21 protein-coding genes are annotated in these 22,339 nt (G+C 73.0%); 14 read left to right on the top strand and 7 right to left on the bottom strand.

Going from position 1 to position 22,339, the window contains the following annotated elements; genetic code table 11:
- Window positions 1-17: 17 nt before the first annotated feature.
- The 5 genes from WBG79_RS16695 to WBG79_RS16715 all read left to right on the top strand — a co-directional run bounded on the left by WBG79_RS16695 (window position 18) and on the right by WBG79_RS16715 (window position 5,968).
- Window positions 18-1,013: a sialic acid TRAP transporter substrate-binding protein SiaP gene (locus WBG79_RS16695; RefSeq protein ID WP_337358318.1), complete on the top strand. Its 996-nt coding sequence runs from the start codon at window positions 18-20 to the stop codon at window positions 1,011-1,013.
- 132 nt (window positions 1,014-1,145) lie between these two features.
- Window positions 1,146-1,643 carry a TRAP transporter small permease gene (locus WBG79_RS16700; protein ID WP_337358319.1) on the top strand — a complete coding sequence of 166 codons (498 nt, stop codon included), beginning with the start codon at window positions 1,146-1,148 and terminating at the stop codon, window positions 1,641-1,643.
- Window positions 1,644-1,651: 8 nt separating this feature from the next.
- Window positions 1,652-2,926, top strand: a complete 1,275-nt coding sequence (locus tag WBG79_RS16705; protein WP_337358787.1) for a TRAP transporter large permease — start codon at window positions 1,652-1,654, stop codon at window positions 2,924-2,926.
- Between the two features lie 91 nt (window positions 2,927-3,017).
- Window positions 3,018-4,265 (top strand): flavodoxin-dependent (E)-4-hydroxy-3-methylbut-2-enyl-diphosphate synthase, encoded by a 1,248-nt coding sequence (ispG, locus tag WBG79_RS16710; RefSeq protein WP_337358788.1) that lies wholly within the window; start codon window positions 3,018-3,020, stop codon window positions 4,263-4,265.
- A gap of 494 nt (window positions 4,266-4,759) precedes the next feature.
- Window positions 4,760-5,968, top strand: a complete 1,209-nt coding sequence (locus WBG79_RS16715) for an extracellular solute-binding protein (protein WP_337358320.1) — start codon at window positions 4,760-4,762, stop codon at window positions 5,966-5,968.
- A gap of 106 nt (window positions 5,969-6,074) precedes the next feature.
- On the opposite strand, the gene WBG79_RS16720 is transcribed toward WBG79_RS16715, so the two are convergent.
- Window positions 6,075-7,016: a polyprenyl synthetase family protein gene (locus tag WBG79_RS16720; protein WP_337358321.1), complete on the bottom strand. Its 942-nt coding sequence runs from the start codon at window positions 7,014-7,016 to the stop codon at window positions 6,075-6,077.
- Window positions 7,017-7,142: 126 nt separating this feature from the next.
- On the opposite strand from WBG79_RS16720, the gene mtgA reads away from it, so the two are divergent.
- The 4 genes from mtgA to ggt all read left to right on the top strand — a co-directional run bounded on the left by mtgA (window position 7,143) and on the right by ggt (window position 10,414).
- A complete protein-coding gene (gene mtgA / locus WBG79_RS16725) occupies window positions 7,143-7,817 on the top strand; it encodes a monofunctional biosynthetic peptidoglycan transglycosylase (protein WP_337358322.1) in 675 nt (224 codons plus the stop codon).
- A 200-nt stretch (window positions 7,818-8,017) separates the two neighbouring features.
- The gene (rpmF, locus tag WBG79_RS16730) at window positions 8,018-8,200 is read left to right on the top strand and encodes a 50S ribosomal protein L32 (protein WP_337358323.1); all 183 of its coding nucleotides are present in this window, start codon (window positions 8,018-8,020) and stop codon (window positions 8,198-8,200) included.
- A 114-nt stretch (window positions 8,201-8,314) separates the two neighbouring features.
- Entirely contained in the window at window positions 8,315-8,731 is a 417-nt protein-coding gene (locus tag WBG79_RS16735) for a hypothetical protein (RefSeq protein ID WP_337358324.1), read from the top strand.
- A gap of 93 nt (window positions 8,732-8,824) precedes the next feature.
- Window positions 8,825-10,414: a gamma-glutamyltransferase gene (gene ggt / locus WBG79_RS16740; RefSeq protein ID WP_337358325.1), complete on the top strand. Its 1,590-nt coding sequence runs from the start codon at window positions 8,825-8,827 to the stop codon at window positions 10,412-10,414.
- Window positions 10,415-10,421: 7 nt separating this feature from the next.
- On the opposite strand, the gene WBG79_RS16745 is transcribed toward ggt, so the two are convergent.
- Window positions 10,422-10,766: a hypothetical protein gene (locus WBG79_RS16745; protein ID WP_337358326.1), complete on the bottom strand. Its 345-nt coding sequence runs from the start codon at window positions 10,764-10,766 to the stop codon at window positions 10,422-10,424.
- Between the two features lie 169 nt (window positions 10,767-10,935).
- Between WBG79_RS16745 and WBG79_RS16750 the strand changes: the two genes are divergently transcribed.
- Window positions 10,936-12,645, top strand: coding sequence for a sensor domain-containing diguanylate cyclase (locus WBG79_RS16750; protein WP_337358327.1), 1,710 nt, complete (start codon window positions 10,936-10,938; stop codon window positions 12,643-12,645).
- A 22-nt stretch (window positions 12,646-12,667) separates the two neighbouring features.
- Here WBG79_RS16750 and WBG79_RS16755 read toward each other — a convergent pair whose 3' ends face one another.
- The 5 genes from WBG79_RS16755 to tsaD form a co-directional block, all read right to left on the bottom strand.
- Window positions 12,668-13,327: a class I SAM-dependent methyltransferase gene (locus tag WBG79_RS16755; protein WP_337358328.1), complete on the bottom strand. Its 660-nt coding sequence runs from the start codon at window positions 13,325-13,327 to the stop codon at window positions 12,668-12,670.
- Window positions 13,324-13,746 (bottom strand): EVE domain-containing protein, encoded by a 423-nt coding sequence (locus WBG79_RS16760; protein WP_337358329.1) that lies wholly within the window; start codon window positions 13,744-13,746, stop codon window positions 13,324-13,326. Before WBG79_RS16760 ends, WBG79_RS16755 begins: the two co-directional genes overlap by 4 nt.
- 13 nt (window positions 13,747-13,759) lie before the next feature.
- Window positions 13,760-14,047 carry a YciI family protein gene (locus WBG79_RS16765; protein ID WP_337358330.1) on the bottom strand — a complete coding sequence of 96 codons (288 nt, stop codon included), beginning with the start codon at window positions 14,045-14,047 and terminating at the stop codon, window positions 13,760-13,762.
- A gap of 61 nt (window positions 14,048-14,108) precedes the next feature.
- Complete coding sequence (locus WBG79_RS16770) at window positions 14,109-15,110, bottom strand: NAD(P)H-dependent glycerol-3-phosphate dehydrogenase (protein WP_337358331.1); 1,002 nt, start codon at window positions 15,108-15,110, stop codon at window positions 14,109-14,111.
- Window positions 15,107-16,183 carry a tRNA (adenosine(37)-N6)-threonylcarbamoyltransferase complex transferase subunit TsaD gene (tsaD, locus tag WBG79_RS16775; RefSeq protein ID WP_337358332.1) on the bottom strand — a complete coding sequence of 359 codons (1,077 nt, stop codon included), beginning with the start codon at window positions 16,181-16,183 and terminating at the stop codon, window positions 15,107-15,109. The genes WBG79_RS16770 and tsaD overlap by 4 nt, the downstream gene beginning before the upstream one ends.
- 148 nt (window positions 16,184-16,331) lie before the next feature.
- On the opposite strand from tsaD, the gene hemC reads away from it, so the two are divergent.
- The 4 genes from hemC (at window position 16,332) to WBG79_RS16795 (ending at window position 22,042) form a co-directional block, all read left to right on the top strand.
- Entirely contained in the window at window positions 16,332-17,261 is a 930-nt protein-coding gene (gene hemC, locus WBG79_RS16780) for a hydroxymethylbilane synthase (RefSeq protein ID WP_337358333.1), read from the top strand.
- Window positions 17,262-17,265: 4 nt separating this feature from the next.
- On the top strand, window positions 17,266-17,985 hold the full coding sequence (locus WBG79_RS16785) for a uroporphyrinogen-III synthase (RefSeq protein WP_337358334.1): 720 nt from the start codon (window positions 17,266-17,268) through the stop codon (window positions 17,983-17,985).
- A 129-nt stretch (window positions 17,986-18,114) separates the two neighbouring features.
- Entirely contained in the window at window positions 18,115-20,322 is a 2,208-nt protein-coding gene (locus WBG79_RS16790) for a hypothetical protein (RefSeq protein WP_337358335.1), read from the top strand.
- Window positions 20,323-20,332: 10 nt separating this feature from the next.
- Window positions 20,333-22,042: a heme biosynthesis protein HemY gene (locus WBG79_RS16795; protein ID WP_337358336.1), complete on the top strand. Its 1,710-nt coding sequence runs from the start codon at window positions 20,333-20,335 to the stop codon at window positions 22,040-22,042.
- Window positions 22,043-22,339 lie beyond the last annotated feature (297 nt).

Below are 22,339 nucleotides of genomic sequence, written 5' to 3' on the forward strand. Positions count from 1 at the left end.
AAAGGGGGGAAGCGACCATGACCATGACCACCAGCCGCCGGCAGATGCTCGCCGGCACCGCCGCGCTCGCCGCGGGGCTCTCGATGCCGACGGTCCTGCGCGCGCAGGCGACCGTGATCCGCTGGGGCGACTCGCTGCCCGCCAATCACCCGCAGGTGCAGATGATCGACCGGATCGCCAAGGAGGTGAAGGAGAAGTCGGGCGGACGGCTCGAGATCCAGAGCTTCCCGAACGGCCAGCTCGGCTCGGGCAAGGACATGATGGAGGCGGTCGGCTCGGGCGCCCTGACGGCGACCACCGACGGCGCGGCGGCGCTCGGCGCCTTTCTGCCGCAGCTCTCGGTGATCGAGGCGCCCTATCTCTGGCGCGACGCGGCCCACATGGCGAAGCTCGCCGGCACGTCCGTGTTCAAGGGCATGAACGACCAGCTGGTCGCCAAGCGCGGCATGCGCATGACCTCGGTGACCTATTACGGCAAGCGCCACCTGACGACCGGCAGCCGGGCCGTCAAGTCGGCGGCCGACATGGGCGGGTTCAAACTCCGGGTGCCGCCGGTCGACACGTTCCGGGCCATGGCGGAGGCCTGGGGCGCCAAGGCGACGCCGATCGCCTTCAACGAGCTCTACCTGGCGCTGAGCCAGGGTGCCGTCGACGGGCAGGAGAACCCGCTGCCGACGATCGCGAGCGCCAAGCTCAACGAGGTTCAGAAGTATCTCGTCCTGACCGGCCACATCATCACGCCCCGGCTGACCATCTTCAACGAGGACTTCCTGAAGGGGCTGTCGGCCGCGGACCGGGGCATTTTGGAAGCCGCGATCGCCTCCGGCGCCGTCTGGCAGGACAAGGAACTTTCCGGCCAGGAGGGGACGCTCGTCGACACCCTGAAGGGGGCGGGCATGACGGTGATCGAGCCGGACCTCGAAAGCTTCCGCAAGCCGGTCCTCGCGCAGGTGCCGCCGAAGTTCGAGGAGAAGTGGGGGAAGGGCGTGTTCGAGGGCCTGCTCGCCCTCTGACTGCGGCCGGGACTCGGGGGCTGCGGCTCGGCGGCGGTTCCGACGGGAGCCGCCCGACGCCGCCGTCCCGCCTCGCGCCGCCGGCCGCGTTGGCCGGACCCGGCCATCTCCGACCCTGCCTGGAGCCGTTCCATGCGCTTCGCCGTCCGGGCCGTCGACCGCCTCGTCGAGGCGCTCGCGGTCGTGCTCCTCCTGTCCCTCCTCGCCGCGGTCGTGCTGGGCGTGATCTTCCGGCAGCTCGGGGACCCGCTCGCCTGGTCGGACGAGATGGCGCAGTACCTTCTCGTCTGGACCGGGTTCGTCGGCTGGGTGATCGCGACCCGGCGGCGCAGCCACATCCGCATCGACGCGCTGGCGTCTCGGCTGCCCGGCGCGGCGCAGAAGGGCCTCGAGGCGCTCGTCCAGGCCGCGGTGGCGGCGCTCGGGCTCGGGCTGGCGGTCCACGCCGTCCGGCTCATCGAGCGCAACTGGGACGTGGAGGCGGTCAGCCTCCCCGTTCCGACCGGGCTCCTCTACCTGCCGCTCCCCTTCGTGGGCGCGGTCGTGGCGCTGCAGGCGCTCTTCGAGCTCTCGGCCGTGCTCCGGGGGCGCCCGTTGCGTTCGGCCAGCGCCGCGGAGGCGATCACGTGATCACCCTGATGCTCTCCATCCTGGGCGTCTGGTTCGCGGCGCTCCTGCTCGGCCTGCCGCTCTACGCGTCGATGGGGCTCGCCGCCTACGCGTTCGTGTATCTGGGCGGCTTCACGCCCAACATCGTGCCTCAGAAGATCGCGCAAGCGGCGAATTCCTTCCCGCTCCTGGCCGCTCCCCTCTTCGTGCTGATGGGCAACATCCTGAACTCGGCCGGCATCACGGAGCGGATCTTCGGCTTCGCGACGGTCTGCGTGGGATGGCTCCGGGGCGGGCTCTGCCACGCCAACATCCTGGCCTCCGTGATCTTCGCCGGCATGTCCGGCTCGGCGGTGGCGGATGCGGGCGGGGTCGGGACTCTCGAGATCAAGGCGATGAAGGACGAGGGCTACGACGTGGAGACCGCGGCGGCGATCACGGCCGCCTCGGCGACGATCGGGCCGATCATCCCGCCCTCGCTGCCGATGGTGGTCTACGGGGTGAGCGCCGACGTCTCGATCGGCGGCCTTTTTCTGGCCGGCGTCATCCCCGGGCTGCTGATGGCCGTCACCCTCATGCTGATGGTGGCGGAGGTCGCCCGTCGGCGGAACCTGCCCCGCCACCCGTTCCCCACGCTTCGTCAGGTGTGGACCGCGTACCGGCGGGCGCACTGGGCGCTGATGACGCCCGTCATCCTGTTCGGCGGCATGATGGCCGGCATCTTCACCCCGACCGAAGCGGCGGGCGTGGCGACCGTCTACGCCCTGATCCTCGGCCTGTTCGTCTACCGCGATTTCCGGATCCGCGACCTGCCGCGGATCGTGGTGGAGACCGTGGAGACGACCGGCATCGTGCTGGCGCTCGTCATGACGGCGGCCGCGCTCGCCTGGTGCCTGTCGATGTCGCGCATCCCGCAGACGGTCGGGCCGCAGATCGTCGGGGTGGTGGGGGACCCGCTCCTCTTCCTTCTTGTCGTAAACGTGCTGCTGCTCGTGGTCGGCTGCTTCATGGAGGCGCTCGCCGCCATGCTGATCCTGATCCCGATCCTGACGCCGGCGGCGGCGCAGTTCGGCATCGACCCGATCCAGTTCGGGCTGATCTTCGTGCTCAACCTCATGATCGGCACGGTCACCCCGCCGGTCGGCGTCGTGCTCTTCGTCACCTCGCGGGTCGCCGGGATCAGCTTCGAGGCCATGTCGCGGGCCATCCTGCCCTGGCTGATCCCGCTGCTCGCCGTGCTGGTCGCCATCACTTTGTGGCCGCCGCTCACGACCTGGCTGCCGAAGCTCGTGCTCGGTCGCTGACGGGGGCGATCGGCGCCCGGACGGGGATTGCCTCTTGACGATGACGAAGACCTCGGCCCATCTCGAAGGACCCGTCAGCCGGACACGCCCCATGCAGAACCCCTTCGCGCCCGCCCCCCGCCGCCGTTCCGTGGCCGTCGACGTCGGCGGCGTGACGGTCGGCGGCGACGCGCCGATCGTCGTGCAGTCGATGACCAACACGGACACGGCGGACATCGAAGGGACCGCGCGGCAGGTCGCAGACCTGGCGCGGGCCGGGTCGGAGCTGGTGCGCATCACCGTGGACCGGGACGAGGCGGCCGCGGCCGTCCCGCACATCCGCGACCGGCTGGCCCGCTGGGGCGTGCGCGTGCCGCTCGTCGGCGACTTCCACTACATCGGCCACAAGCTGCTCGCCGACCATCCGGCCTGCGCGGAGGCGCTCGCCAAGTACCGGATCAACCCGGGCAACGTCGGCTTCAAGGCGAAGCGGGACAGCCAGTTCGGGGCGATCGTCGAGAAGGCGATCCAGTACGGCAAGCCGGTCCGCATCGGCGTCAACTGGGGCTCGCTCGACCAGGAGCTGCTGACCCACCTGATGGACGAGAACGCGGGCAGCGAAGCCCCCCGGACGGCGCGCGAGGTGATGCACGAGGCGATCGTCCAGTCCGGCCTGCTCTCCGCCGCGCGCGCGGAGGAGATCGGGCTGCCGCGCTCGCGGATCGTCATCTCCGCCAAGGTCAGCCAGGTGCAGGACCTCGTCGCCGTCTACGGCGAACTGGCGCGGCGCTGCGACTATGCCCTGCATCTCGGCCTGACCGAGGCCGGCATGGGGTCGAAGGGGCTGGTCGCCTCGTCGGCCGCCATGGGGATTCTGCTTCAGCAGGGGATCGGCGACACGATCCGCTACTCGCTGACCCCCGAGCCGGGCGGCGACCGGACCCGCGAGGTGATCGCCGCGCAGGAACTCCTGCAGACCATGGGGTTCCGCTCCTTCGTGCCCGTGGTGGCGGCCTGCCCGGGCTGCGGGCGGACCACCTCGACGGTGTTCCAGGAGCTGGCGCGCGACATCCAGGACCACATCCGGACGAACATGCCGGCTTGGCGCGAGAAGTATCCCGGGGTGGAGGCGCTGAACCTCGCCGTCATGGGCTGCATCGTGAACGGGCCGGGCGAGTCCAAGCATGCCGACATCGGCATCTCGCTGCCGGGAACGGGGGAGAGTCCGGCGGCGCCCGTCTTCATCGACGGGCAGAAGGCGACGACCTTGCGCGGGCCCGGAATCGCGGAAGCCTTCACGCGGCTGGTCGAGGACTATATCGAGGCCCGCTTCGGCAAGGGTGCCCGCGCCGCGGAGTGACCGAGCCGGTCCATCGTCCGACCCGGCCCGGACAGGGTCGGGCACAATGCCGAGGGGGATAGTCCGGATCGATCCCGGGCGGCTCGACAGGTGCGACGCGATTCGGGTCGGGCCCGGCCTCCGCGGCCTCGGGCCTAAATCGGTTGGAGCATCCCGATGCGTCGCCGCCCGCTTGAAACTTTTTTGGCCTGCCCTTAAGCGCAGGTTTTGCTTCCGCTAACAAAGTTGCGCCGGACGCTTCCCTACGGCAACGGAATGGCCTTTCAATCGGTTTGCAGTACGGCCGATTACCTGGGTTCGAGCGGACCAACGCAAATTCCTAATGTTTTCTTGACCGGCTAGGCTTTTGACGACAAGGGGACTTGGGCGTATATCGTTTTCACCCGCCGACGACGCGGGTCAACAAGCATTCGCAAGTTCAAGAGGAACGCCGGAAGGGGCACTGCCCCGTTGCGGGATGACGTCCCGCGCCCAGTTTCCGGGAGAAGCCTTCGATGTCTCGCATGGTCCTCGCCGCCGCTGCCTCCGCCCTCGCGGCCTCCGCGGCCCTCGCTCCGGCTTTCGCCGGCGACGTGCCGGCGGTTTACCCGGGCCTCGATGTCGGCTACTTCAAGACCGTCGTGCTGCCGGCCGCCAAGCCGGGCGCCGTGGTCACCGTCTATGCCGACGACGCGCGCTTCCAGCGCCTCTTCGCCGAAACGGTCGTGCCGCGGCTCGCCAAGTCGCACGGCTTCCAGGTCCGCTTCGTGGTCAAGCCGGCGGACGTCATCCTGTCCGAGATCGCCAACGCCAGGGCCGCCGGGGAACCGAGCCCGGCCGACCTCGTGCTGGTCGGCGAGCGCACCACGCGCCGGCTCATGGACGCGAGCCTCGTCACACCCTTCGACCTCCGCGCCGTCCTGCCGAACGGCCGCGACCTCGACCCGCGGGTCGCCACGGTGGCGGACGGGGCCTACACGGGCGGGGTCGCGATCCCGTTCCACGTGGCCCGGCAGGTCGTGGCCTACGACTCGCGCAGCGTCTCGGCCGAGGATCTGTCCGACCTGGCGCGGCTCGCCAACTACGCTTCGGTCAACCCGGGCCGGTTCGGCTATGCGGGTTGGACGGGCGCCTCCGCGTCCTTCGTGGAGACCGCCGCGGTCGGGCTCGCCTCGCCTGCCTGCCGGTCGCGGCTCTACGACACCGAGATCGGCAGCGCCGCGGCGGGCTTCGCCAAGGGCGACTGCGGGCAGTCCGTGGCGGCCTACTTCAAGGGGCTCAGGCTGCATGCGACCGTCGCCCGCACGCCGGCCGAACTTCTGCTGAAGCTCTCCAACGGCAGCCTCAAGGTCGCGGTCACGGTCGACTCCGACGTGGCGGAAGCCGCCCTGCGCGGCGCGATGCCGGCCTCCGTGAAGGTCGCGACCGTGCCGGGCCAGGTCTTCGAGACGGTCGGCGTCATGGTGCCGAAGGGCGTCAAGGACTTCGCGCCGGCCCTCGTGGTCGCCGACGACCTGATGTCCGCGACGGTGCAGAAGACGAAGCTCGAGCGCTTCGGCTCGGCCTCCGCGCGGCTCTCCGTCAAGGCGCCGCCGGCGATCGCAGCCTGGTTCGCCCAGCCGGTGTCGGAGGATGCCAGCGCACGGGCCCGGCCGGTGTCGGAGGTTGCCGACGCGCTCGCGGCGCGGGTCTTCGGCCCGGCCTCGGATCTCGCCTCCCGCTGATCGACCAGCATCGTCGGACCGGCCCAGAGGCTCTCCCGCCTGCGGGCCGGTCCGCGTTCGAGCACCCCGGCGGCGAACCCCGATCGCCGCCGGGGTCGCGCTGCATTCAGCGCGACCGGAAGGCCACGAACAGGGCGGCGTCCGAGAGGGCGGCCGCGCGCGACCCGAAGGGCTCGAGGAGCGCTTCCGCCTCGGCGACGAGGCCGCCCAGCACCTCCCGCATGGCCTCGGCGCCCTCGAGGGCCACGAGCGTGGCCTTCCCGCGGGCGGCGTCCTTGCCGGTGGCCTTGCCGGCCGTCTCGGCACTCGCCTCCACGTCGATGAGATCGTCGGCGATCTGGAAGGCGCGGCCGAGCAGGCGGGCGTAGCGGGCGAGCCGGTCGCGCTCGGCCGGGTCGGCGCGACCCAGGAGGGCGCCGATTTCGACCGAGACGGCAATGAGGGCGCCGGTCTTCATGGCCTGCAGGCGGCCGATCTCCTCCGCGTCGAGGTCCTGCGGCCGGCCGTCCGGCTCGTAGCGGCCCTCCGCGGCGAGGTCGAGCGCCTGGCCGCCGACCATGCCGCCGGCGCCGGCGGCGCGGGCCAGCGCCAGCACCATGGCGGCGCGGACGGCCGGATCCGCGTCCGTGTCCGGATCGGCGAGGATGTCGAACGCCATGGTGAGCAGGGCGTCGCCGGCCAGGATGGCGGTCGCCTCGTCGTAGGCCCGGTGCACGGTCGGGCGGCCCCGGCGCATGTCGTCGTCGTCCATGGCGGGCAGGTCGTCATGCACGAGGCTGTAGCAGTGCACCATCTCGACCGCCGCGGCGGCGCGCAGCACGCCGGTGCCGTCGACGCCGAAGAGGCGGGCGGTCTCCACCACCAGCCACGGGCGCAGCCGCTTGCCGCCGGCCAGCGCGGCGTGGCGGATCGCCGCCATGAGGCGGGGCGGACGCTCGATCTCGCCCGGCCGGACGGTTTCGTCGAGCAGGTCCTCGAGGGCGGTCTCGAGGGCGGCGGCGAAGACGGCGAGTTCGATCTCGAACCCGGAGGTGCTCGGCAGGGTCACGGGATCACGGGCCTCGGCTTACGGCGGCTGGACGGGCTCAGTCGGGACGGCGGTATCGCCTTGGCTTGGGTAGCCGAAAACCGCTAGGCTTTGAAGCATGGGATCGACGGGCGGGAGAGCGGCCGGGTGAGGATCTGGATCCGGCGGGTCGCCTGGGCCCTCGTCGTCCTGGCGGCCGTGCCGCTCGGGCTGACCCTCCTGTACCGCATCGTCGATCCGGTCTCGACCCTGATGCTCGCCGACCAGGTGCGCGGCCGCCCGGTCGACCGGCGCTGGGTGCCGCTCGACCGGATCTCGCCGGAGGTGGTCAGGGCGGTGGTGAGTTCGGAGGACGCCCGCTTCTGCAGCCACCACGGCATCGACTGGGCGGAGATCGACCGGGCCGTGGACGTGTCGGAACGGACCGGGCGCGGCCCTCGCGGGGTCTCGACCCTGACCATGCAGGTCGCCAAAAACCTCTTCCTCTGGCCGCAGCGGTCCTGGCTGCGCAAGATCCTGGAGGCCCCGCTCGCGCTCTGGATCGACCTCGTGCTGCCGAAGCGGCGGGTGCTGGAGATCTACCTCAACATCGCCGAATGGGGCCCGGGCGGGGTCTACGGGATCGAGGCCGGCGCCCAGAGGGCGTTCCGCAAGCCCGCGTCCGCCCTGGGCCCCCGGGAGGCCGCCATCATGGCGACGGCCCTGCCGAACCCGATCCTGCGCGACCCGTCGCGCCCGAGCCGGCGTCACCAGGGGCTCGCCTCCATCATCGAGCGGCGCGCCCGGGCGGCCGGCGCGACACTCGACTGCCTGAAGGGATGACGTCGGGGCGGGGGCGGCATTTTTCGGACCGGGCACACTGGTCAAGTCCGGCGGACTTCTGTATAAGCCCCGCCATTCCACCGAAATGGACGCCCTCCTCCCGGGCGAAAGCCGGGTCGAGGGGCTTTGCCGTCGGTGTTGGCAGATGCCGGCAGGAGAGCGCGCCCCGCACCCGCCGCGCCCGACCGGAGTGAAGACTGATGGCCGTACCCAAGAGAAAGACGTCGCGCATGAAGCGCGGTTTCCGCCGCTCGGCGGACGCCCTCAAGGCGCCGACCTATACCGAAGACAAGGATTCCGGCGAGCTGCGCCGTCCGCACCACATCGACCTGAAGACGGGGATGTATCGCGGCAAGCAGGTCCTGGAGCCGAAGGCCGACTGACGGCTCACGGGCTCCCTTACGGAATGTGAAGGCCGGCCTCGTCGCCGGCCTTTGTCTTTTGTTCAGGTCCGGTGCATAGCTTCTGGCCGGATCGCCAACCCGGACGGATCGCCCATGCTGATGAACATCCCCTTCACGGTCGCGCCGCTCATCGTCTACAACCTCGTCGGCCTCGGCTTGCTCGGGGACTATCGGAACGGCGCCGTCTGGGCGACCGACATCCTGAACGTCACGATGGTGTCCGGCGCGACGTTCACCCTTGAGCTCGGCTACCTCATGGTGCTGGCCGGGCTGGTGTTCCTGTTCGTGGAGATCGTCAAGGCGACCCACACCTCGTCGCCGACCATCTTCGACCACGCGCTCTCGATGGTGGTCTTCATCATCTACCTGATCGAGTTCATCGCCATCGGCTACTGCGCCACCTCGGTCTTCTTCACCCTGACCATGATCGCCCTCATCGACGTGGTCGGCGGCTTCACGATCACGATCCGCAGCGCACGCCGGGACTTCGGCTTCGAGAAGGCCGAGTAGACCGGCCTGCGCAGGCGCCGCATACCTGAACGGCGATTGACAGGGCGAAATTCGGCGGTGACCCTCCGCGGGTTCGCTCCCGGAGGTCCCGCCTTGCGCAATTTCCATCTGCCCGGCCGCTCGCCCGTCCATGCGCTCAACGGCATGGCGGCCACGTCGCACCCGCTGGCGAGCCTCGCGGCGGTGGACTGCCTGCGGCAGGGCGGCAACGCGGTCGATGCCGCGGTGACGGCCTCGGCGGTCCTGGCCGTGGTCGAGCCTCACATGACCGGCATCGGCGGCGACTGCTTCGCCATCGTGGCGCTGCCGGACGGGACGCTGCAGGGGCTCAACGGTTCGGGCCGATCGGCCGCGGCGGCGACGACAGACTTCTTCCTCGAGCGCGGCATCACGGAGATCGCGGACGGGTCCGTCCATGCGGTCACGGTGCCGGGCGCCGTGGCGGCCTGGCACAGGCTCCTGTCCGATTTCGGCACATGGGGTCTCGACCGCTGCCTGCAGCCGGCGATCGCGCATGCGGCCGACGGCTTTGCGGTGGCGCAGCGCGTCGGCAGCGACTGGGCCAGGCTCGAGGCGAAGCTCGCGGCCGATCCCGGTTCGGCCCGGCACTACCTCCCGGGCGGGCGGGCGCCGCAGGTCGGCGACGTCGTCGCCTTGCCGGCGCTGGCCCGGACGCTCCGGGCGATCGCGGCCGGCGGCCCGGAGGCCTTCTACACGGGTGCCGTTGCGGAGGACATCGTGGCGACGGTCCGGGCCCGCGGCGGGCTCCTGTCCCTCGACGACCTGGCGGGGGTCGATCCCCTGGCGGTGAAGCCGGTCACGGCGGCGTACCGGGACCTGGAGGTCGCCGAGCTGCCGCCCAACGGGCAAGGCATCACGGCGCTGATCCTCCTCAACATCCTGAAGCGCTTCGACCTCGCCGGGCTCGACCCGACCGGCGCCGAGCGCTTCCACCTGGAGATCGAGGCTGCCCGCCTCGCCTATGCGTGCCGGGACGCCTTCATCGCCGACCCCGCAGCCATGACGGTGTCCGTCGAGGCCCTGGTCTCGGACGGCTACGGGGCCGCGCTCGCCGACCGCATCGACCGTCACCGGCGACTCGCCGACGTGACGCCGGAGACCATCCCGGATGCCGACACCATCTACCTGACGGTCGTGGACCGGGACCGGATGGCCGTCTCCTTCATCAACTCCATCTACGACCCCTTCGGGGTCGGCCTCTGCACCGAGGCGACCGGCATCCTCCTGCAGAACCGGGGTGCCTGCTTCCGGGTCGATCCGGCGCATCCGAACACGATCGGGCCGCGCAAGCGGCCCATGCACACGATCATCCCGGGGTTTGCGCTCAGGAAGGGGCGCCCGCTGATGCCCTTCGGCGTGATGGGCGGCGCCTACCAGGCCTGCGGACACGCCCACGTCATCTCCAACATGGTCGACTTCGGGATGGACGTGCAGGCCGCGATCGATGCGCCACGAGCCTTCTGGGGCGACGAGACGGACGCTGTCCTGGTCGAGGCGGGGGTGCCGGAGGCGACCCGGGCCGGGCTCCGGGAGCGCGGACACGCGGTGGCGGCGCGCGCGGAGCCGTTCGGGGGCGGGCAGGCGATCCTGATCGACTGGGAGCGGGGCGTCCTGGTCGGCGGCTCCGACCCGCGCAAGGACGGGCTCGCGATCGGCTACTGAACGGCGCTCAGCAACTCAGCGCCAGCATGCTGCCGGCGGGAAAGCGGTCGAGCCGCTTCAAGGCCTCTCCGTAGGCGCGGCCGGCCTCGAAGGGGGCGGCGCGGGGACGCGGCGCGGCGCCGAGGCGTTCGGACCGGCCGCCGATCAGCTGGGCCAGGACGGCGGCGCCGACCGTGGCCGTGCCGCTCGCGGCCGCCTCTTCGGCCTCGACCCGGGGGATCACCGCGAGGGCCCGGCCGGTGGCGCGTCCACGGTCGTCGCCGGCGCCGCTGCGCTGCGCGGCTGTCGCCGGAACGAGCGCCCGCCCGGTGCCCCGTCCCGCTCCCGTGCCGTGAAGACCGTCGATCCGCATCCTTGCCGTCCGGTTCCGGGGCGTCCCGCTTCGGGACGCCGTTAACACTTCGTCAACACATCAGCAAGGCGGATGCCAACCGGTCGATTCGGCCGGCGCTTAACCGAAACTTGGAAGGTCCGCGGCCATGCTCCCCCGGTGAAGCCGAGGGCCCAGGACGGGCCGGGCCGTGACCCTCGCGAGAGAATTCGCCGTGACCTCCACTCCTGCGGACTCGGGCAAGACCAGCGCCCTGGAAATCCTCACCTCGGTCGGCGAGGTCGTGTACGACTGGACGCTGCGGACCGACCGGCTCGTCTGGGGCGCGAACGCCCTGGAGGTGATCGGGGTTCCGGGCTTCGACGCGATCGCGACCGGCAAGGCCTGGCGGGCCCTCATCGATCCGGAGAGCGGGGACTCGCGGGAGGACGCCATCGCGTCCGCGCCCAACACGGACGACGGCCGCGGGGTGCCGTATGCCTCGGCGTACCGCCTGCGCCCCCAGGGGCCGTCGGGCCCCTCCGTCCCGGTGGAGGACGTCGGCCGGTGGTACGCGGACAGTCGCGGCAGGCCGGAGCGCGCGCAGGGCGTCATACGCCTCGCCGGTGCGCGGCGGGCCGCCGAGGGCGTGTCCCGCTTCGATCCCCTGACCGGGCAGCTCGACCGGACCCACCTGCTGGCCGCACTCGGCGAGGCGCTGCCGGCCATCGTGGCGGCCCGCAAGCCGGCCGCCTTCCTGCTCGTCTCGGTGGACGGTCTCGCGGAGGTCAACGAGAGCCTGGGCATCGCGGCGGGCGACCAGGTCATCGCCGAGGCGGCCCGGCGGATCCGGGCGCAGCTTCGGGCCGGCGACATCGTCGGCCGCTATTCGGGCAGCCTGCTCGGCATCCTGGTCATGAACTGCAGCGAGCGGGCCATGGCGAGGGCGGCCGAGCGCTTCGCGACGGCGGCCCGCAAGGGCATCCTGGAGATCGGGGCGGCGCCGATCGGCATCGCGGTGACGATCGGCGGGGTGTCGCTGCCGCGCCAGGCGCGCACGACCGAGGAGGCCATGCTGGGCGCCGAACGGGCGCTCCGGCAGGCGCGGCGCGTCAGTCCGGGCGGGTTCGCCGTGCTGGCGCCCGACGGGCCGCGGCCGATGTCGCCGCTGCGCTACCAGAAACTCTGCCAGGAGATCGTCGCCGGCCTCAACGACCGGCGGCTCGCCCTGGCCTTCGAGGTGGTGGTGGATCCGACGGGCGCGGCCGTGGGCCGCAAGGCGTCTCCGGTCGTGGTCACGGACCGGGGCGACCGGATCCTCGCCGAGGACCTCGGCGCGGTCGCGGCGCGCGCCGGCCTTTCGGAGATGATCGACCAGCGCGCGCTTGAGCTCGCGCTCGCCGAACTCGGCGCCGCCGCGGCGGCGGACCTGTCGCTCCCGGTCTCGGCCGAGTCCCTCTCCGCGGGCCGGCTCGTGGCGCAATGGAAGTCCGCGACCCTGCGGCATCCGGAGATCGCGGGCCGCCTCACCATCGAGGTCGCGGTGCCGCTCCTGGCCGCGCGGCCGGACGCCTGCCGGCACTTCGCCGCCGAGGCCCGCGCCGTGGGACTCGGGGTCGCGGTCACCGGCTTCGGCGTCGGGCCGGTCGCGCTCGAGGACCTCAGGCTGATCGCGCCGCGCCGGGTCGAGCTCGCCCCCGGCCTCACCGAAAGGGCCCTGGCGGGACCCGAGGAGGCCGCCTACGTGGCGGCGCTGGCCGGGCTCGTGCGGGCGATCGGGGCGGAGCCCTGCTGCACGGGCGTGGCGGCGCCGCGCGCGGCCCGGGCCCTGGCGGCGCAGGGCCTCGCGCGGTTTTCGGGTCCCTTCACGGCCGATGGGCCGGCCGGCGCCGGTGCGGCCCCGGCGACGGCGCTCGCCTGAGGGCCGGCCCGGGACCGCAGGCTCAGGCGCGCACCCGCCACACCACCGTCCGTTTCACGTCGGCGTCCTCGAGCGCCCGGGGGGTCGGCACGCGGTACTCGGCGAGGGCGTCCAGGTCCTGCCGGGGCAGGTAGCTGCGGCCCGGGTCGCCGACGAGCACGGTGCGCCCGGCCGCGGCCTCGGCGCGCGCCCAGGCGGCGACGCGGTCCGCCATCGGGCGCTCGTAGAAGACGTCGCCGAGCAAGAGCAGGTCGAAGCCGTCGAGGCTCGTGCCGACGAGGTCCGCGTCCGAGATCTCGAAGGCGACCCCGTTCTCCTCGGCATTGAGACGCATGGCGACGAGCGCGAAGGGATCGATGTCCGTGGCCAGGACACGGGCCGCGCCGGCCCTGGCGGCGCCGATCGCCTCCAGGCCGGAGCCGCCGGCGAAGACCATCACCCGCCGGCCCGCGACCGTCCCGGGCCGGTCGAGGAGGTAGCGCGCGAGCGCCTGGCCCCCGGCCCAGGCGAAGGCCCAGAAGGGCAGCGGCAGGCCGAGCGCCTCGAGCTCGGCCTCCGTCCTGTGCCAGAGGTCCACGGCCTCGTCGGCGAGATGGAGTCGGATCTCGGGGACGTGCGGCGGGGCGGAGACGCGGGTGTTGTCGCGGACGAAGCGGGCGAGGTCGCGCGGGGCGCCGCTCAACCGCCGGGGCTCCCGCCGAGGTCGAGGACGGCGGCCCACTCGGCGTCGGTCACGGGCTGGACGGAGAGGCGCGAGTTCTTGACCAGCACCATCTCGCCGAGCCGACGGTCGGCCTTGATGGCCGCGAGGCCGACGGGGCTCGGCAGCGGCGCGACGGCCTTGAGGGTCACGGCGCCGAAACGGCCGGTCTCGTCCTTGGGGTCGGGCGCCCAGGGCTTCACCACCTCGACGATGCCGACCACGGCCTTGCCGTCGTTGGAATGGTAGAAGAACCCGCGCTCGCCGACCTGCATGGCCTTCATGTGGTTGTTGGCGAGGTGGTTGCGGACGCCGTCCCAGAAGGTGCCGTCCGGGCCCGCGGCGAACTGGTCGTCCCAGGACCAGACCTCGGGCTCGGACTTGTAGAGCCAGTGCGGCATGGCGGTCTCCGGGTCAGGCGGGGGCGCCGAGGGTCCAGCGCCAGGGCTTCACCTCGACGGTTTCGAAGAGGCCGGCGGCCTTGTAGGGATCCTGCGCGAAGACGGCCCTGGCGGCGTCCAGACTGTCGGCCTCGATCACCACCAGCGACCCGCGCATCTCCTCGCCGGCGTCGTCCAGGAAGGGACCGGCGATCTTCAGGGCGGTGCCGAGGCTCTTCAGCCAGGCCACGTGGGTGTCGCGCGTGGCGGTGCGGACGTGCAGGTGTCCGGGCTTGTCGCGGCAGATGGCGAGATAGAGCATCGGGTCCTCCGGTCGGGGTGCTTACGATAGGGCGGGGGCGGTGCGGGGTCGAGGGCGGCGCTCAGGCTTCCTCGCGCTTGAGGGGGCGGGTCATCAGGCTCTCCACGGCGGCGTCGACCGAGAGCGTGCCGGCGAGCACGGCCGCCACCGCCGCGGTGATCGGTACGTCGACGGCGTGCCGCGCCGCCAGGTCGAGGGCGACCGCGGCCGTGAAGGCGCCCTCGGCGAGCTTGGCGCCGGCGCCGGTCAGGTCCGCGAGGGAGCGGCCTTCGCCGATCCCAAGGCCCAGCGAGAAGTTGCGGGACTGGCGGGAGGTCGCCGAGAGGACGAGGTCCCCGAGGCCGGACAGGCCCATCAGGGTCTCGGAACGGGCCCCGAGGGCGCGGCCGAGACGGGAGAGCTCGGCGAAGCCGCGCGCGGTCAGGGCGGCCTGGGCGCTGGCGCCGAGGCCGCGGCCGACCACGATCCCGGACGCGATAGCGAGGACGTTCTTGAGCGCGCCGCCGACCTGCACGCCGACGAGATCGGTGGAGGCATAGGGGCGGAAGGAGGGGGAGACGAGCGCCGCGGCGATCCGCTCGGCGATGTCGGCCTCCGCGGCCGCGACGGTCAGGGCGGTCGGCAGGCCGCGCGCGACGTCCTCGGCGAAGCTCGGGCCCGACAGGATCGCCGGGCGAGTGCCGGGTAGCTCGGCGGCCACCACGTCGGTCATCAGGGCGTCGGTGCCGCGCTCGATCCCCTTGGCGGCGACCACCACGATGGTGCCGGCTGCGACATGCGGCCGCGCCGCGGCCAGGGCGGCGCGCGTCGCCTGCGCGGGCACGGCGGAGACGAGCAGCGGGGCGCCCGCGCAGGCGGCGAGGTCGGCGGTGGCGGCGAACCGCGGCGACAGGGCGAGGCCGGGCAGGTAGCGGGGGTTTTCTCCGGTCCCGGCGACGGCGGCGGCCACGGCCGGGTCCCGGGCCCACAGGATCGTGCGCCGGCCGGCCCGGGCGGCGACCAGCGCCAGGGCGGTGCCCCAGGCGCCGCCGCCGAGGACGGCCACGTCGAAGGGTCCGCTCATGCCTTGGCTCCGTGCTGGCCCGAGCCGAGCTTCGGGGCGGCGCCGGGGTCGAGCGGCCAGCGGGCGCGGGCCGGCGCGTCGAGCCCGTCGACGAGGCCGGCGGCGAGGCGTTCGGCGCCCGCCCAGGCGATCATGGCGCCGTTGTCGGTGCAGAGGCGCGGGGGCGGCACGGCGAGGCGCCCGCCCGCAGCCGCGACGGCGTCGCGCAGCGCGGCCCCGATCGCCCGGTTGGCGGCGACGCCGCCGGCGACCACCAGGGTCGGCTCCGGCACGCCCGTGTCGGCCCGGAAGACCTTCAGGGCCCGTCGCGCCTTCTCGGCGACGACCTCCGTGACGGCCGCCTGGAAGCCGGCGGCGACGTCGGCGACGTCGCGGGGGGTCAGCGGGGCGACCGACTGCGCGGCCTGGCGCACGGCCGTCTTCAGGCCCGAGAAGGAGAAATCCAGGCTGTCCCGGCCGAGAAGCGGGCGCGGCAGGGCGAAGCGCGCCGGATCGCCCTCCGCGGCCGCGCGCTCGACCGCGGGGCCGCCGGGATAGGGCAGGCCGAGGAGCTTGGCGGTCTTGTCGAAGGCCTCGCCGAGCGCGTCGTCGATGGTGGTGCCGAGCCGGCGATAGCGGCCGAGGGCCTCGACGGCGACAAACTGGGTATGGCCGCCGGAGACGAGCAGCAGGAGGTACGGGAAGCCGATGCCGTCCGTCAGGCGCGCCGTCAGGGCGTGCCCCTCCAGGTGGTTGATGGCGAGGAGCGGCAGGCCCTCGGCGAGCGCGATCGCCTTGGCGGTCAGGAGCCCGACCAGCACCCCGCCGATCAGGCCCGGCCCGGCGGTCGCGGCGACACCGTCGAGGCGCTCGAGCCCGACCCCGGCCTCCGCGAGCGCGCGGGCCACGATGCCGTCGAGCGCCTCCACGTGGGCGCGGGCGGCGATCTCGGGCACCACGCCGCCGAAGGCGGCATGGTCGTCGAGCTGGGAGTGGACGACGTTCGACAGGATGCGACCGCGTCCGTCCGGCGTACGCTCCACCACGGCGGCGGCGGTCTCGTCGCAGCTGGTCTCGATGCCGAGGATCAGCATGGGCCGCAGCCCTCACGGCCGGCGGCGGCCCAGGGAGCGGCGCCCGAGTGCAAATACGGCTTCACAGTTCCGAGCGTCATCTCTAAGAACATTGGGGTCGCGCCCCCGCGCGGCGAGGACCCGTGGCCTATCACTCGGTGGACCCATCGTGCAAACGAAACCGTGGCGCATCGGCACGCGCGGCAGCGCCTTGGCGCTTGCGCAGGCCTACGAGACGCGGCTCCGCCTGATGAAGGCGACGGGCGCGCCGGAATCCGCCTTCGAGATCGCCGTCATCAAGACGTCCGGCGACCGCATCCTGGACCGGCCCCTCTCGGAGGTGGGCGGCAAGGGGCTCTTCACGAAGGAGATCGAGGAGGCCCTGCTCGACGGGTCCATCGACCTCGCGGTGCATTCCTCGAAGGACATGCCCACGGTTCTGCCCGACGGGCTCGCCATCACGGCCTTCCTGCCGCGTGAGGACGTGCGCGACGCCTTCGTGTCGGAAAAGGCGGCCTCGCTGGCCGACCTCCCCGCGGGCGCCCGCGTCGGAACCTCCTCGCTCCGGCGGCGGGCGATGGTGAAGCGGCTCAGGCCGGACCTCGAGGTCGTGGAATTCCGCGGCAACGTCCAGACGCGGCTCTCCAAGCTGCGCGACGGTGTGGCGGACGCCACGCTGCTCGCCTGCGCGGGCCTCAGGCGGCTCGGCCTCGCGCATCTGGCCGAGAAGGCCATCCCGGTCGAGGATTTCCTGCCCGCGGTCGGGCAGGGGGCGATCTGCATCGAGAGCCGGGCCGGCGACGCGGCCGTTGACGCGCTGGTGGCGCACCTGCACGACGCCCAGACCGGCACGGCGCTCGTCGCCGAGCGGGCGTTCCTGGCGGTGCTGGACGGGTCGTGTCGCACGCCGATCGGCGGGCTCGCGCGCATCGAGGGCGACCGGCTGCGCTTCGACGGGCTGATCCTGAAGACGGACGGGTCGGAGTGGCATGTGGTCCGCCGCGAGGGTCCGGCCGCGGACGCGGCGGCGATCGGCGCGGAGGCGGGCCGGATCCTCAAGGAGGCCGGCGGGCCGGACTTCTTCTCCGCGCCCCATTGATCCCATGCGGCTCCTCGTCACCCGGCCGGAGCCCGAGGCATCGCGGACCGCCGAGGCCCTGCGGGCCCGCGGCCACGAGGCGATCATCGCGCCGGCGCTCGAGATCGTGGCCGACCGGTCGGTGCCGCTGCCGGCCGAGGGCGTCCAGGCGGTCGTGGCCACCAGCGCGAACGCGCCGGCGGCGCTGGCCGGCCGGCCGGATGCCACGCCGCTTCTCCATCTTCCCTTCCTGGCCGTCGGCGGCGCGACCGCTCGGGCGGCCCGGCGCGCTGGTTTCGACCGGGTCGTGTCGGCGGACGGCGCCGTCGGGGACCTCGCCGCGACGGTCGCCAGGTCGGTCTCGCCCGAGGGGGGGGCGCTCCTGTACGTGGCGGGCCGGGACCGCACCGGCGACCTGGAGGGGCTGTTGGAGAGGGCCGGGTTCGCGGTTCGGCTGGCGGAGGTCTACAGGGCCGAGCCGGCCCGCGTCCCACCCGCCGAGGCCAGGGCCGCGCTCCTCGCCAACCGCGTCGACGGGGTGCTCATCTTCTCGAAACGGAGCGCCGAGACCGTAGTAAGTTGGCTGACTGAGTTGCGAGCCGGCGGAAATCCGGTGCATGTTGCCGTCCATGCCATCTCGGAGGCCGCCGCGGAGCCCTTTCTCCGCGCGGGTTTCGAGCGGGTTCGGGTGGCGGCCCGGCCGAATTCGGAAGCCCTTTTCGAGAGTCTCGAAAGGAACGATTGACCATCCATGGATCCCCCGGGGCCCCTGCCCCGTTTGAACAGGCCCGCCACGATCCCGCCGATACCTTCCATTAGGGGAGCCACGACCAGGGTGCGACCGCCGGACCGGCGGGCCGCAGGGAGACGCTGAATGAGTGCCAAGGACAAGGGCCGCCCCGGTAGCGGTCAGTCGGGATCCGGCAAGCGCCGCGACCCGGTGACGATCGACCTGAAGGCCACCTCGGTGAAGACCGGCCCCGGCCAGAGCCCTGCGCCGGCCGCCGGCGCCACGGGCCCGGTGCCCGAGACCGCGCCCGTCGTGCCGCCGGCTGTCGAGCCGGTCGAGGACGTCGTGGCGGACGCGCCCGCGACCCGGGCGCCCGCCGAGGCACCGGCGCCGGAGCCGGCGAAGGCCGCCGAGGCCGGTGCCGTGCCGGCCCCGGAAGTCTCCGCCCCGAACGAGGCGGCGCTCGCCGACGGCGCGCCCTCGGCCGGCGAGGCCGACGCCGCGCCCGCCGCCGCGCGCCCGACACCCACCGCAGACGAGAGTTCGACAGCCCGCATGACCGAAACCCGACCCGAGACCGCCGCCGAGCCGCCCCGCGCCGCCGTCCCGCCCCGTGCGGAGGAGGGCGAGGCCGCGGCGGCCGTGCCGGCGCGCGAGAGGTCGATCGGAGGGCCGCTGGCGGCCGCCGCCGTGGCGGGTGCGCTGCTCGGCTTCGGCGGATCCTGGCTGCTCGCCCATTCGGGCCGCTGGCCGGGGGGCGAGGGCGTCAACGCGCGCCTGGTCGACATCGAGCGGCGCCTGCAGGAGACCGGACGGGCCGACCCGCGCCTCGCGGAAGCGGAGCGTCGCGCCGACGCCGGCTTCCAGGCGGCCGGACGCGTCGCGGCACTCGATGCGCGCGTCGCCGAGATCGAAAAGAATTCGAGCCAGGTGCCCGACCTGGCTATGCGGCTGGCCGCGCTCGACAAGGCGGCCACGGAGCGGGCCGGCCGTCTCGAGGCGGTCGAGGGCGACGTCAAGGCCCTCAAGAACGCCCCGCCGCCGCCGCCGAGCGTGCCGCCCGAGCGGGTGGAGGAACTGGAGAAGCGCTTCCTCGCCGAGCTCGCCATCGTGCGCGGCAACTTCGAGCAGGCCATGGACGCGGCGCGCAAGGATCTCTCGGGCGAGAGCGCCCGCATCGCCGAAAGCGCCAAGGCGCTGTCGGACCGGCTCGCGGCGGCCGAGAAGGCCACGCAGGACGGGCTCGCGGCGGCCGCCAAGGCGACCGAGGAGGGCCTCGCGGCCGCGGACCGCACGTCGGCCGAGCGGGTCGCGGGCGTCGACAAGGCCGCAGCGGACCGGGTGGCGGCGGCCGCCAAGGAAATCTCGGACCGGCTCGCGGCCGGCGACGCGGCGCTCGACGGGCGCATCGCGGAGCTCTCCAATACGGTGAAGACCGAGACGGCGCGGCTCGACGCGGTGCAGAAGGGGGCGGAGCGGACCGAGCTGAAGACCGCCACCTACGAGGACTACCGCAAGACCGTGGACGTGCTGTTCGCCCGGGTGGCCGCCTTCGAGGAGATGCGCAAGCGCCTGGACGGGGTCGCTGGGCAAGTCGCCGCGCTCGAGGAGCTGAAGGGCCGGGTCGAGGCCAATGCCTCCGGGCTGCAGGCGGCGACCGGCAAGATCGACCAGCTCGGCGGCCGAGTGGCGGCCGTTGACCAGCTCTCGGCCGCCGTCAAGGCGACCTCCGACAAGACCGCGGCGGTGGAGAGCCGGTTCGGAACGATCTCCGACCGGATCGGGTCGATCGAGCAGTTCGCCCAGAAGGGTGCGGACGCGCGGACCGACGCCGTGCTGGCCCTCTCGCTCGGCGAGCTCAAGGGTGCGGTCGACAGCGGCCGGCCGTTCCCGACGGAGCTCACCACGGCGGCGACCGTCGGTCGCGGCCGGGTCGATCTCGCGCTGCTCGAACCGCATGCGCCGAAGGGCGTGCCCACCACCGCGGCCCTGATCGACGGCTTCGGGTCCGTGGCGAAGCGCATCCTCACCACCACGGCGGCCGCGCAGGCCCCCGGCGGCGGCGAGGGTTTCCTCGACAAGATGCTCGGCCAGGCCAGCCAGGCGGTGACCATCCGCAAGGTCGGCGAGGCGTCCGGCGACAGCGTCGAGGCGCGGGTCGCCCGCATGGAGGACCGGCTGAAGGCGCGCGACCTGCCGGCCGCGCTCGCCGAATGGAAGACTCTGCCCGAGCCCGCCCGCAAGGCTTCGGCCGACTGGGGCGCGGCCGTCGAGGCGCGCGTCACGGTCGACAAGGCGATCCAGTCCGTGACCCAGTCCGTCGTCGCCAAGCTCGTGCAGACCGGCCAGTGAGGAGTTGCCGATGATCCGCCTGCTCGTCTTCCTCGGATTCCTCCTGGCGCTCGCCTTCGGATTCTCGTGGCTCGCCGACAACCCCGGGGAGCTCACGCTCGTCTGGGGCGGGCGCGAGCTGAGGACCGGCACCATGGTGCTGGCCATCGGCCTGGTCGCCTTCGTGATCGCCATCCTGGCGGTCTGGTCGATCCTCAACGGGGTCATCCGGGCGCCGAAGTCGGTCGGCTCCTTCTTCAGCCGGCGTCGGCGGGAGCGGGGCTGGCGGGCGCTGTCGAACGGCATGATCGCGGTCGGGGCCGGCGACCCGCAGACCGCCGGCCGGCTCGCCGGGGAGGCGCGCCGGGTGCTCGGGGACGAGCCCCTCGCGCTTCTCCTCGAGGCGCAGGCGGCGCAGCTTTCGGGCGACCGGGCGGCGGCGCACGAGGCCTTCGAACGCATGCTCGAGACGCCCGAAACCAAGCTCCTCGGCCTGCGCGGGCTCTACGTGGAGGCGGGCCGCTACGGAGACGCCGCGGCCGCGCGGCATTTCGCCGACGAGGCCAACACGCTGGCGCCGCGGCTCGCCTGGGCCGGCCAGGCGCTGCTCGAGTTCCAGTCGCAGGAACGGGACTGGGAGGGGGCGCTGTCGACCCTCGACCGGAACGCCCGCAACAAGATCGCCGACAAGCCGCAGACGAAGCGGCTCCGGGCGGTGATCCTGACGGCCCGTGCCCTGGAGCTGGAGCTCGGCGACCCCGATACGGCGCGCAACCTCGCCCTCGAGGCGCACGGGCTGGCGCCCGACCTCGTGCCCGCCGCCGTGCTGGCCGGCAGGCTCCTGACGCGGGCGAACGACATCAAGCGGGCCTCGCGAGTGCTGGAGGCGACCTGGAAGCTCTCGCCGCACCCGGAGCTCGCGGAGGCCTATGCGCATGTCCGGTCCGGCGACAGCGCTCAGGACCGGCTGAGCCGGATCAAGGATCTCATCCGGGTGCGCGCGCACCATCCCGAATGCGCCTTCGCGCTCGCCCGCGGCGAGCTCGACGCGCGCAATTTCGCGGCGGCGCGGGCCGCCCTGAAGCCGGTGATGTCGCCGGCGCCGACGCGACGCGCCTGCCTGCTGATGGCCGAGATCGAGGAATGCGAGCACGGGGCCTCCGGACGGGTCCGGGGCTGGCTGACGCGCGCGGTCCGTGCCCCCCGCGATCCGGCCTGGATCGCCGACGGCTACGTGTCCGACCACTGGATGCCGGTCTCGCCGGTCTCCGGGCGGGTCGACGCCTTCGAGTGGCGTGTGCCTCCGGAGGAACTCGCAGCCCCGATCAGCGACCGCATCGACGATGCCGAGGAGGCCTTCGAGGAGAGCGGCACGCTGATCCCCCTGGAGAGCGCCCACCCTGCGGCGAAGCCGGCCGCGCCGGCCGAACCGCCTCCGGTCTCCCCGCCGGCTCCGGTCGCCGAGGAACTCGCGAAGCCCGTGGCCGCGGCCCCGGCGGCCGAACCCGCGCCGGCGGCGCCGGCCGCCCTGGCTCCGGCGCCCTCCGGCATCCCGGCGTCGACGCTGCCCACGCAGCCCCCCGCTGCCGACAAGGTCGTGGTCCTGCCGAAGGGCGGGGACGGCGCCGCGCAGCGGTCGTCGTCCTACGTGTTCCGCTCCGCGCCGGACGATCCCGGGCCCGACACCGCCGAGGGACACGAGGCGGACGAACCGAGCAAGCGGTTCCGGCTGTTCTCCTGAGACCTCGACGCAAGGCCCGCCGGGAGGACCGGGAGGTCCTCCCCATGGTCGGGGGCACCCCCAATGGGGCTCTCACGGATCGTCCGGTGTCCACCCCGGAGATCTGTACGTGCCACGTTGACCGGGACAAATGCCAAGACGTCGGGTTGCCCCGGCCCGGATTTCCGTAATGGCAAAACCACAAAATTAAGAACTCTGACCCATAGTAATATTTGAATATCGAATGAGCATGGGTCAGGGCCTATGGGTTCACTCGTTGCAGCTCGGGCCGCGTTGGCCGGCCTGATCGCGGCCGCG

Origin of the sequence: Prosthecomicrobium sp. N25 (assembly GCF_037203705.1) — a bacterium.
Classification (GTDB): Bacteria; Pseudomonadota; Alphaproteobacteria; order Rhizobiales; family Ancalomicrobiaceae; genus Prosthecodimorpha.

Excerpts from the sequence above, each read along its gene's own strand:
- WBG79_RS16695 (WP_337358318.1), top strand. The coding sequence starts at position 18 with ATGACCATGACCACCAGCCGCCGGCAGATGCTCGCCGGCACCGCCGCG.
- WBG79_RS16700 (WP_337358319.1), top strand. The coding sequence starts at position 1,146 with ATGCGCTTCGCCGTCCGGGCCGTCGACCGCCTCGTCGAGGCGCTCGCG.
- WBG79_RS16705 (WP_337358787.1), top strand. The coding sequence starts at position 1,652 with ATGCTCTCCATCCTGGGCGTCTGGTTCGCGGCGCTCCTGCTCGGCCTG.
- ispG (WP_337358788.1), top strand. The coding sequence starts at position 3,018 with ATGCAGAACCCCTTCGCGCCCGCCCCCCGCCGCCGTTCCGTGGCCGTC.
- WBG79_RS16715 (WP_337358320.1), top strand. The coding sequence starts at position 4,760 with ATGTCTCGCATGGTCCTCGCCGCCGCTGCCTCCGCCCTCGCGGCCTCC.
- rpmF (WP_337358323.1), top strand. The coding sequence starts at position 8,018 with ATGGCCGTACCCAAGAGAAAGACGTCGCGCATGAAGCGCGGTTTCCGC.
- WBG79_RS16735 (WP_337358324.1), top strand. The coding sequence starts at position 8,315 with ATGCTGATGAACATCCCCTTCACGGTCGCGCCGCTCATCGTCTACAAC.
- WBG79_RS16745 (WP_337358326.1), bottom strand. The coding sequence starts at position 10,766 with ATGCGGATCGACGGTCTTCACGGCACGGGAGCGGGACGGGGCACCGGG.
- WBG79_RS16760 (WP_337358329.1), bottom strand. The coding sequence starts at position 13,746 with ATGCCGCACTGGCTCTACAAGTCCGAGCCCGAGGTCTGGTCCTGGGAC.
- WBG79_RS16765 (WP_337358330.1), bottom strand. The coding sequence starts at position 14,047 with ATGCTCTATCTCGCCATCTGCCGCGACAAGCCCGGACACCTGCACGTC.
- WBG79_RS16770 (WP_337358331.1), bottom strand. The coding sequence starts at position 15,110 with ATGAGCGGACCCTTCGACGTGGCCGTCCTCGGCGGCGGCGCCTGGGGC.
- tsaD (WP_337358332.1), bottom strand. The coding sequence starts at position 16,183 with ATGCTGATCCTCGGCATCGAGACCAGCTGCGACGAGACCGCCGCCGCC.
- WBG79_RS16785 (WP_337358334.1), top strand. The coding sequence starts at position 17,266 with ATGCGGCTCCTCGTCACCCGGCCGGAGCCCGAGGCATCGCGGACCGCC.
- WBG79_RS16790 (WP_337358335.1), top strand. The coding sequence starts at position 18,115 with ATGAGTGCCAAGGACAAGGGCCGCCCCGGTAGCGGTCAGTCGGGATCC.
- WBG79_RS16795 (WP_337358336.1), top strand. The coding sequence starts at position 20,333 with ATGATCCGCCTGCTCGTCTTCCTCGGATTCCTCCTGGCGCTCGCCTTC.